Here is a 10018-nt window from a genome sequence, read left to right on the forward strand (position 1 = left end):
AATATCCGATGCAATGATCGCTAAAGTTTAGCGATCATTAGCGTGGTCGTATTGAATTTTCATTTTTGCAAAGAAGGGAGATCAGCCAGAGGCCAACGTGCTTTCACTGTCACACCCAGAGCACCTTCAGTGCCCCCTTGCAGACGAATCATACCGGCAAGTGCGATCATTGCACCATTATCGGTACAGAATTCAGGGCGAGCATAAAAAACTTCTCCCCCCAGTTTTTCCATCACTTCCTGCATTTTGGTACGCAATGTCCGGTTTGCACTGACACCACCTGCCATCACTAAACGTTTGAAGCCAGTTTGTTCCAGTGCTCGCTTACACTTAATTGCCAGTGTATCCACAACCGCATCTTCAAAGGCCCGGGCAATATCAGCTTTGGTCTGTTCATCTTCGCTGGGATCATGACCATGAATATGATTGCGAATCGTATTGGCGGCGAAGGTTTTCAGGCCAGAGAAACTGAAATCCAGCCCTGGACGATCCGTCATTGGGCGCGGGAAGACAAAACGACCTGCCTCGCCCTGCTGTGCTATACGAGAAAGTACAGGCCCCCCCGGATAATCCAGCCCCAGTAATTTTGCCGTTTTATCGAATGCTTCACCTGCTGCGTCATCGACAGATTCACCCAACAGTTTGTACTCACCAATACCGGTCACACTGATCAGTTGAGTATGGCCGCCAGAAACCAGCAACGCGACAAAAGGGAACTCAGGTGTATTTTCTTCCAACATCGGTGCCAACAAGTGGCCTTCCATATGGTGCACAGGAATGGCAGGGACATCCCACGCAAAGGCCAATGAGCGACCGATGGTTGCCCCAACCAACAGCGCTCCCACCAGACCTGGGCCTGCGGTGTAAGCGACAGCATCGATATCTTTGCTCGTCAGACCTGCTTCCTTCAACGCGGCCTGAATCAAGGGAACCGTTTTACGAATGTGGTCACGGGACGCCAGTTCAGGCACGACACCGCCATAATCCGCATGCAGCTTTACCTGACTGTACAGTTGATTGGCTAGCAGACCGGCTTTATCATCATAAATTGCGATTCCGGTTTCATCGCAGGACGTTTCTATACCTAAAACTCGCATTTTACTATTCGTCTCGTCACTATTCGATTTATTACTATTTCATGTATTACTATTCGATTCGTTACTCTATCGACGCTATGCTATTCGTATGTTTTGCATCCACCTCAACGGGCGTCAGTGTATCACTATCCGTTTATAACCACATCCGTCTATAACGACTATTCACATCAACATTCACGTCGATGAGCAGTATCACAACTGTCTCCATTTACATGCTGACTATTTTTTCTGTTTAGTCTATAATCAGCACCCTACTTGAATATCCTGTGTGGTTAATGTTAATAACGTCGATGTCAGCTTGCTTGTTTTATACGCTGAAAAGCGGGCTATAGTCCGTGGCGTTGTATGTTTCAATTTTCCTCGGCACTTTACAAAGCCGTGTTCATTGAAGTAAAATTCCGCACCATTTTAAAGACGGCTGGCACTATCCCGCCAGCGACAAACCCGATTTCTATTGAGGTGATAGGCACATGCCAGTAATTAAAGTACGTGAAAACGAGCCATTCGACGTAGCACTGCGTCGCTTTAAGCGTTCTTGCGAAAAAGCAGGCGTATTAGCAGAAGTTCGTCGTCGTGAATTCTATGAAAAACCAACGACTGAACGCAAGCGCGCTAAAGCTTCTGCTGTTAAGCGTCACGCTAAAAAACTCGCTCGTGAAAACGCACGCCGCACTCGTTTGTACTAATCCTTGCGGTCTATCCGCATAGTGGTTGTATTAACAAACTACTGCAGTTAAAGGCCGTGCTTTCCCCAAAGGAAGCGCGGCTTATTCTCGTTCATCAACAGGCGTAAAAGGGCTTATGGCTGGACGAATTCCACGCGCATTTATCAATGATTTATTAGCAAGAACCGATATCATTGATTTGATCGATATAAGAGTGCCTCTCAAAAAGAAAGGCAAAAATCATCAAGCGTGCTGTCCTTTTCATAACGAAAAAACCCCTTCATTTACTGTTAATGCTGATAAACAGTTTTACCATTGCTTTGGTTGCAGTGCGCATGGAAATGCCATTGATTTTCTGATGAATTATGACAGGCTCGATTTTGTCGAATCTATCGAAGAACTGGCGGCTATGCACGGGCTGGAAGTGCCCTATGAAGCAAACTCAGGCGGCGGTCACATCGAACGCCACCAAAGACAAAACCTTTATCAGTTGATGGATACGATAAACAGTTTCTATCAACATTCACTGACGGCGCCCAACGGCCAACCAGCCCAACAATATTTACTCAGACGCGGGCTCAGTGAAGAGGTCATCCACCGCTTCTCTATTGGCTTTGCTCCAGCGGGGTGGGATAACGTCCTGAAACGGTTTGCCCATAATGCAGAAGAGCGAAAGCAGTTAAACGACGCGGGAATACTGGTCACAAACGACAATGGCCGCACTTATGACCGTTTCCGCGAGCGTGTGATGTTCCCAATCCGCGACCGTCGGGGTCGTGTGATTGCATTCGGTGGCAGGGTACTGGGAGATGCGCTTCCCAAATACCTGAACTCACCGGAAACAGAAATTTTCCATAAAGGCCGCCAGTTATATGGCCTTTATGAAGCACAGCAGAACCACAATTCCCTTTCAAGGCTATTGGTGGTTGAAGGTTATATGGATGTTGTCGCGCTGGCTCAATTTGGCATTGACTACGCCGTGGCTTCGTTAGGAACATCTACGACTGCCGAACACATTCAGTTACTTTTTCGAACAACTGATAATGTCGTCTGTTGTTACGATGGAGACCGTGCAGGCCGTGATGCTGCCTGGAGGGCGCTGGAAACGGCGCTACCCTATCTGAATGATGGCCGGCAATTACGTTTTATGTTCTTGCCTGATGGCGAGGATCCAGATTCACTGATTCGCAAAGAAGGACGTGAAGTATTTGAACAAAGAATGGAAAAAGCGCTGACTTTGTCTGTGTTTTTGTTCGAATCACTGTTACCACAGGTTGATTTGAGTACCCCGGAAGGAACGACCAAGATCAGCTCGCTTGCTATGCCGTTGATCAGTCAAGTCCCGGGAGAAACGCTGCGACTCTACCTGCTGCAAGAACTTGGTAACCTGTTAGGAACACCTGATACAACACAATTGGAACGATTTTTGGCAAAACTTGTCAAAAGAGATACCAGTACCTATCAGGCGCTAAAACTGAAGCCAACAACAATGCGTATCTTGATCGCATTGTTGGTGCAAAATCCGCATTTAGCGACATTAGTTCCTTCATTACAAGGATTGTTTTCAGTTCAGATAGCGGGATTACCGTTATTCATCGAGCTTGTCGACACATGTCTTGCACAACCAGGCTTAACAACCGGGCAACTTTTAGAGCAGTATCGCGATAATAAGTACGCAAAACAGCTTGAAAAGCTCGCCGCATGGAACGATATACAGGTAGATGAAATTGCTGAAAAAACTTTTAGCGATGCGCTGAATCATCTTTTCGCATCAGCGCTTGATGAACGTTTCAGCTTTCTGATTGCCAAAGAAAGAACAGAAGGCCTGACACCAGAAGAACGTGAAGAAGTCAGATTAATCACGGAGTCCGGTGGCAGAAAATAAGAGCCTATCTCAACAGGACTATATTACTCGGTTATATGGCAATTTGTGATTATTGCAATATAGCCTGATGAAATAGGTTCTAAACCAAAATTTAGTACGAAGACACAGAATTCACGGCTTAAATGCCGCATTAGGTAGGGTCATAGCCCTACGGTTGCCTCTATTAAAGAAAGCAGCAATACAAGAAAACTTATTGTTGGCATATTTGTTTCGCCGACCGATACCAACCAATACTCTGAAGTGTGGATACCGTCTTATGGAGCAAAACCCGCAGTCACAGCTAAAGCTACTTGTCACCCGAGGTAAGGAGCAAGGCTATCTGACCTATGCTGAGGTCAATGACCATCTGCCGGAAGATATCGTCGATTCTGATCAGATAGAAGATATCATCCAAATGATCAATGACATGGGCATTCAGGTGATGGAAGAAGCACCTGATGCTGATGATCTCATGTTGGCAGAAAACACAAACGATACCGATGAAGACGCGGCAGAAGCTGCTGCTCAGGTGTTATCCAGTGTCGAGTCAGAAATCGGACGCACCACCGACCCGGTTCGTATGTATATGCGTGAAATGGGTACGGTTGAGCTACTGACTCGCGAAGGTGAGATTGACATTGCAAAACGCATTGAAGATGGCATCAACCAAGTACAGTGCTCTGTCGCCGAATATCCTGAAGCGATCACATATCTGCTGGAGCAATACGATCGTGTAGAAGCAGGCGAGAGCCGTCTGTCTGACTTGATCACTGGCTTCGTTGATCCTAACGCAGAAGAAGATCTTTCACCGACAGCCACTCACATTGGCTCAGAACTTCCTCAGGCAGAGCTTGATAACTCTGACGACGATGATGACGAAGAAAGTGAAGACGATGCTGACAGCGAAGATGATAACAGCATCGACCCAGAATTGGCTCGCCAGAAGTTTCAGGAACTGCGCGACCAATATGAAACGACCCGTCAGTCAATCAAGAGTTACGGTCGCAGCCATCCGAATACCGCAGCAGAAATTTTAACGCTGTCCGAAGTATTCAAACAATTCCGTTTGATACCGAAACAGTTCGATTATCTGGTCAACAATATGCGTTCCATGATGGATCGCGTACGTCTTCAAGAGCGTCAAATCATGAAGATGTGTGTTGAACTGTGCAAAATGCCGAAGAAAAACTTCATCACCCTGTTCTCTGGCAATGAAACGACTGATACTTGGTTCACCGCAGCAAAAGCGATGAACAAGCCGTGGTCTGATAAATTGTCAGAAGTTGAAGACGATGTGATGCGTAGCCTGCAAAAGCTGCGCCAAATTGAAGAAGAAACCGGCCTGACTATTGAGCAGGTCAAGGATATCAACCGTCGTATGTCCATCGGTGAAGCCAAAGCTCGCCGTGCGAAAAAAGAGATGGTTGAGGCCAACTTGCGTCTGGTTATTTCGATTGCGAAAAAATATACCAACCGTGGCCTGCAATTCCTCGATCTGATTCAGGAAGGTAATATTGGTCTGATGAAAGCGGTTGATAAATTTGAATATCGCCGTGGTTACAAATTCTCAACTTACGCAACATGGTGGATCCGTCAGGCAATCACGCGTTCTATCGCTGATCAGGCTCGTACCATCCGTATCCCGGTACATATGATTGAAACCATCAACAAACTCAATCGTATTTCCCGTCAGATGTTGCAGGAAATGGGTCGAGAGCCTTCACCGGAAGAGCTGGCAGAACGTATGTTGATGCCAGAAGACAAGATCCGTAAGGTACTGAAAATCGCCAAAGAGCCAATTTCAATGGAAACACCAGTAGGTGATGATGACGATTCACATCTGGGGGATTTCATTGAAGATACCACACTGGAGCTGCCGCTGGATTCTGCAACATCAGAAAGCCTGCGTTCTGCCACCCACGATGTGCTGGCTGGGCTGACTGCGCGTGAAGCGAAAGTGCTGCGCATGCGTTTCGGTATCGACATGAACACCGACCATACGCTGGAAGAAGTGGGTAAACAGTTTGACGTAACCCGTGAGCGTATTCGTCAGATCGAAGCGAAAGCCCTGCGGAAACTGCGTCATCCGAGCCGTTCAGAAGTACTGCGCAGCTTCCTTGATGATTGATCAGGGAATGTGCTCATAAACCTAGAAAACGCCTGTTCCGACAGGCGTTTTTTTATGGCTCACGGATAAATCCCTGATATTCAAACAATGGCTTAAACCCAATCCTTTGATACAGCGCATTACCATCATGGGAAGCATCCAGATAACACGCGCCCGCCCCATGCTGTTTGGCCTCATGCAGAACATAATTTATTAAAGCAGAAGCATATCCCTTCCCCTGCTTTCCCACTACTGTGCCAATATCATCAAGACGAACAATATTATCCACCCTCGACAACGTTAAAGCACAGAGCGGCTGCCCATCCACATATAATGCATAATGTTGCAGACATTTTCCTGCGTCCAAAGCAGCTTGATGACATGCCTGGTATTGCCCTGAAAGTATATTTCCTGTTTCAAACGCACTTTCTATCGGGATAGCCCAGTCTGCCAGACAGTGATCAACATTTCTGATTTCATACGCCAAAAATGCACCCTCGCTCATCTGCCAATTAGCCAAATCCAGCCGCATAGTCGTCGTCATGCTATCGGGTTCGGGCACGAATCCTGCCTGCTGGAGCACTTCTAGAGTTTTGCTGTCAGGCTCCACGGCAAAAATACCAAAAGGAACACTCACATTTTCATCCATCAACTGTATAGCCATTTTTAGCGCTTCTTCTGTTTTCATGTGACCATCTGTCACTAACAAAAAATTTAAAGCATAAGTTCCAAGCCCAGTCACATAGGCTCGAACATGTTCACTGATATGCGCATGCATCTGGCTGATAGATGAAAAGAATTTATCTTCTATTTGATGATGGTCAAAAATAGCCGCTGACAAATGATGTTTGTTCATATTAATTCACAGAAATATTTTTATAGAAAGTGATGAGAACGGATGAAAATCAATGGAAAGCAAAAAAAAGTGCCAATCTAACTCTGTTAGAGTACGACAAAGTACGATAAGTAATCAGAATAATTTATCAAAAAAACGACTGGAATCACTAAAACCCAAGTTAGCTTACCACCAAACGGTTAAATTACGTTAAAAGTTGCTGATTATTGAACATAAAACGCGCATATGAATTTTCGGGACTAGACCTGAGACCAAACTGTACCGTATAATTCTCCCACTTCACTGGCCCCTTAGCTCAGTGGTTAGAGCAGGCGACTCATAATCGCTTGGTCGCTGGTTCAAGTCCAGCAGGGGCCACCAGAATTATCAAGGGGTTGCATCAAAAGTGCGACCCCTTAGTTTTTTCTAGGATACCCATAGGATACCTTCTGGCAGTAGCGTGAGGTATAACCGATTAACACCGCTACGGTAATGAACCGTTGTCGTATTTTTCTCTGTGATATTTATCACATCCTCTGAACATACGATGTTTGCCTTTTTGCTTCCCTAATCACCACTTGAAATGCAAAACGCCATGATTTTTAAAATGGCTAAGTTTGAATCTCAAAAACTGATGAGTAATTATTCCAGTGGCTTATTGCGAGCGTGACGCTCAATTAATCGACCATACGAATCAAAATAGCGACTAGGCCAGATTTCTGAGGGGTGTATTTCGAGATAGTTAGCAATAATCCATTCGCCTTTAGGCCAAGGCCGACTGAGAGTATTTGCTAGTGTAGATGAACTGAGTCCTGCTTCACGGGAGACAGCCGCTAAGGTTGTACCACGTTTACGTAATGCAGCAATAATATCGGCTTGATGCCAGTCATTTTTAACGTTATTCATTCCTGCTACCCCTTCCATTAATTAATATTGATGGTGGCGATTCAAACAGGGTTCTCACAACTGGGAACTATCTTCCAGCGAGGCCGAAGCCTCCCCCGTCTGAACCGCCATTGAAAGGGCGATCGCAGACACACTGGCAGAAACTTCCTACCAGTGGATAGTTCTTTACAAGGGTGAGAATCCTTGACCACTAGATTTTGCTAATGGCGGGGCTACTTTAACTGATTGGTTTATCGGACTCAATAAGCGAATCAGTATAAACGCTTAACTTTTTGCGTTATGTGCTATTAAACAGCTCATGCGAGCTGTCCCCTTGCTACTCTGGATTCAAGTAAATATGACAATCAGCTCAGTGCCAGAGCCAGGGCGGGATTCCACTTCGTTCGTAATTTAACCAAATATAAGCTCATTACGAAATTCGCCTGACCACCCAGCCCTCCGGCGTTTTGCTGCATGACTGTCTTTCATCCTGGTATGCTGTTTAATGACATTTAATGCAATCCGATTGAAGAGTGCCATTTGTGCCGCACCCTCAGGATCTTTTAGCGATAAGGTATCCTCCCGAAAGGTCATATCTAATACCCAATGTAATTCATTCTCAATAGCCCAGTGTCGTCTGATCGCTTTCGCGGCCACTTCAGGCTCCAGCGGTAACGAACTGATATACCAGCGTGAATCACGGTGAATTTCCCCTTTCTCTCCCCTCTCGCTGACCACTTCGATTAAGCTGTGTACGGATGGCCACTGGCCCTGAAGGTCTTTAGGAAGTCCGGCACTGATTTGCATAACGGCGCGAAGTTCTGTACGTCCATGTCCTTTATTTTTCTCTGTAAATTCAACCCGTTCATCACTATCGTAGTGGCTGGCAAAACGCGATTTTACAAATTGGTAAAGAGTACTTTGATTGCCTTTAATACCGACGATAAAATCGCCCCCTCGCTGGGTAATCAGCTTGAGCGTTTCTTTTTGACAATGGAGTGCATCCAATGTGACGATGGCTTTATCAAGTGCAAGTAATTCAATCAATTGTCTGGCAACAGGGCCTTCTTTACCTTTGCTTTCTGTCGCTCGTTGATATAGAGCAATGCCAGAACCGACATCAGACTTCATCGGTCAATTGCTGCGTAAGGCGGCAGAGAAAAGAGCGGGGGTCAGTAATGACAACGAATAATTTCAAGTTCAGCCAACGCAGTGAAAATAACCTCAAAGGCGTCCATCCTGATTTGGTGGCGGTCGTGCGTTGGCATTATCCACATCACTAAAGTCGATAATCTCTTGGGTCGTCTTGGGATAGGCGTAAATAGGGAACAGTTTGATGCTGACTTCTTCCATTTTCGGTGTGGCAGTCTCGCAGCGTGTCTTACCTTCTTCCCCGTGTGCCACTGCTGCGCCACCGACCGAAACCAACTGCTTATATTCGTTGCTGCATGTGGTTTTGAGAGTACAGATTTGGCGCATGACAGATTCATCAGCCAATTGCTGCATGATTTGTTTGTTCAACTCAGGGATAACGGTATAACCGCCGTCTACCGGGACGCCTGTAGACAAGGAACGCGTTTCTCCGGTCAGAATATAATTGCGTAGCTCGTCATTACTGAGTTTTTCATTGGCTGTCTGATTCTTTACCTGATTGCGTTCTTCATCAGACAGCACCTCATAACGAGCGATTTCAGCATTGAGTACATCAGACTGGCTGCGCAAGTCGTCGAACTGTTTCGCTTCATCTGTGGTCAGGGAGCGCTTTTCGTCTTCGGCTCTGGTCAGCAGCGAGCGCATTTGTTGGGTTAAATCAGTTTTTTGTTGGCGCAATTCGAGTAGTTTTTTCATGGTGTTTTTCAGAATAGTTATTTTTTCAGCAAATAACTTTTAACATCATGAAAATAATAAGAAAGAATTATGATTCTGTTGAGAACAGCATACAAGTATAGAAATGGCGATGTAAATCGCCATTCTAATAATAAAAATCATTCTTTCACTTTTATTGTGTAGATTTTATTAAATTTACCTACTTTTGTAAACATATTGCCATAAACACCACCAGATATTTTTATAGTTATTTCTCCGGCATGTATAGGCATTCCTTGAATCTGAATACGGCTATAGTCTTTTTCTGTTGCTGTCAGAACAGGGGTTTTATAATCGCTAGGATTCCATGTTAGACCTGAGTTTGAAGGTGTTATTTTGGCTGAAAAACCCATATCTATAACACCCGGTATGTTTATTATTTCATTATATGGAACTCCTACCTGAGCATCTTTTAAATAGTTTCCATTAGGATAAATGGAAACAGTTTGTCTTGTACAAGCAGAAACAAGTAAGATGGATATAATGAAAAAAAATATTTCTCATTTTTATTTTATTGGTTTAAAAACCAACCCTCCAAATGTATGTTTTAAAAAATAATTTAAATCATTATTAGGTTTAACCCGCTCACTAATTCCTCCCCAAGTAAACATATTTAAATTAACTATATCCGTCGTCATTGAAGATGCTTGATTTTTCATTTGTATCAGATCATGATCGCGCTCATGAAAATTAATCTGA

8 protein-coding genes, 1 tRNA gene and 3 pseudogenes are annotated in these 10018 nt (G+C 44.8%); 5 read left to right on the forward strand and 7 right to left on the reverse strand.

Annotated elements, in window-relative coordinates; genetic code table 11:
* Positions 1 to 59: 59 nt before the first annotated feature.
* On the reverse strand, positions 60 to 1097 hold the full coding sequence (gene tsaD / locus NXS07_RS09620; protein ID WP_038196616.1) for a tRNA (adenosine(37)-N6)-threonylcarbamoyltransferase complex transferase subunit TsaD: 1038 nt from the start codon (positions 1095 to 1097) through the stop codon (positions 60 to 62).
* A 470-nt stretch (positions 1098 to 1567) separates the two neighbouring features.
* Between tsaD and rpsU the strand changes: the two genes are divergently transcribed.
* The 3 genes from rpsU (at position 1568) to rpoD (ending at position 5754) form a co-directional block, all read left to right on the forward strand.
* Positions 1568 to 1783 (forward strand): 30S ribosomal protein S21, encoded by a 216-nt coding sequence (gene rpsU / locus NXS07_RS09625; RefSeq protein WP_001144069.1) that lies wholly within the window; start codon positions 1568 to 1570, stop codon positions 1781 to 1783.
* Between the two features lie 115 nt (positions 1784 to 1898).
* Positions 1899 to 3647 (forward strand): DNA primase, encoded by a 1749-nt coding sequence (gene dnaG / locus NXS07_RS09630; protein ID WP_038221724.1) that lies wholly within the window; start codon positions 1899 to 1901, stop codon positions 3645 to 3647.
* A gap of 256 nt (positions 3648 to 3903) precedes the next feature.
* Positions 3904 to 5754: an RNA polymerase sigma factor RpoD gene (rpoD, locus tag NXS07_RS09635; protein ID WP_038196614.1), complete on the forward strand. Its 1851-nt coding sequence runs from the start codon at positions 3904 to 3906 to the stop codon at positions 5752 to 5754.
* A gap of 52 nt (positions 5755 to 5806) precedes the next feature.
* On the opposite strand, the gene NXS07_RS09640 is transcribed toward rpoD, so the two are convergent.
* A complete protein-coding gene (locus tag NXS07_RS09640) occupies positions 5807 to 6589 on the reverse strand; it encodes a GNAT family N-acetyltransferase (protein WP_258086652.1) in 783 nt (260 codons plus the stop codon).
* Between the two features lie 284 nt (positions 6590 to 6873).
* On the opposite strand from NXS07_RS09640, the gene NXS07_RS09645 reads away from it, so the two are divergent.
* Positions 6874 to 6949: transfer RNA gene (locus NXS07_RS09645), tRNA-Ile, on the forward strand.
* A 261-nt stretch (positions 6950 to 7210) separates the two neighbouring features.
* Here NXS07_RS09645 and NXS07_RS09650 read toward each other — a convergent pair.
* A complete protein-coding gene (locus NXS07_RS09650) occupies positions 7211 to 7474 on the reverse strand; it encodes a helix-turn-helix domain-containing protein (RefSeq protein WP_038221672.1) in 264 nt (87 codons plus the stop codon).
* Between the two features lie 390 nt (positions 7475 to 7864).
* Positions 7865 to 8575: pseudogene (locus NXS07_RS09655) on the reverse strand (ISAs1 family transposase); the annotation flags it as partial.
* Positions 8576 to 8631: 56 nt separating this feature from the next.
* On the opposite strand from NXS07_RS09655, the pseudogene NXS07_RS21600 reads away from it, so the two are divergent.
* Positions 8632 to 8715 (forward strand): annotated as a pseudogene (locus NXS07_RS21600) (M15 family metallopeptidase); the annotation flags it as partial.
* Between the two features lie 7 nt (positions 8716 to 8722).
* On the opposite strand, the pseudogene NXS07_RS09660 reads toward NXS07_RS21600, so the two are convergent.
* From NXS07_RS09660 to NXS07_RS09670, 3 genes and pseudogenes are all read right to left on the reverse strand, one after another.
* Positions 8723 to 9301, reverse strand: a pseudogene (locus tag NXS07_RS09660) (phage major capsid protein); the annotation flags it as partial.
* A 137-nt stretch (positions 9302 to 9438) separates the two neighbouring features.
* A complete protein-coding gene (locus tag NXS07_RS09665; protein WP_038221656.1) occupies positions 9439 to 9672 on the reverse strand; it encodes an immunoglobulin domain-containing protein in 234 nt (77 codons plus the stop codon).
* 153 nt (positions 9673 to 9825) lie between these two features.
* The coding region (locus NXS07_RS09670; protein WP_258086653.1) for a hypothetical protein at positions 9826 to 10018 on the reverse strand (193 nt) is incomplete at its 5' end.

Source organism: Xenorhabdus bovienii, from assembly GCF_024721015.1.
GTDB lineage: Bacteria > Pseudomonadota > Gammaproteobacteria > Enterobacterales > Enterobacteriaceae > Xenorhabdus > Xenorhabdus bovienii.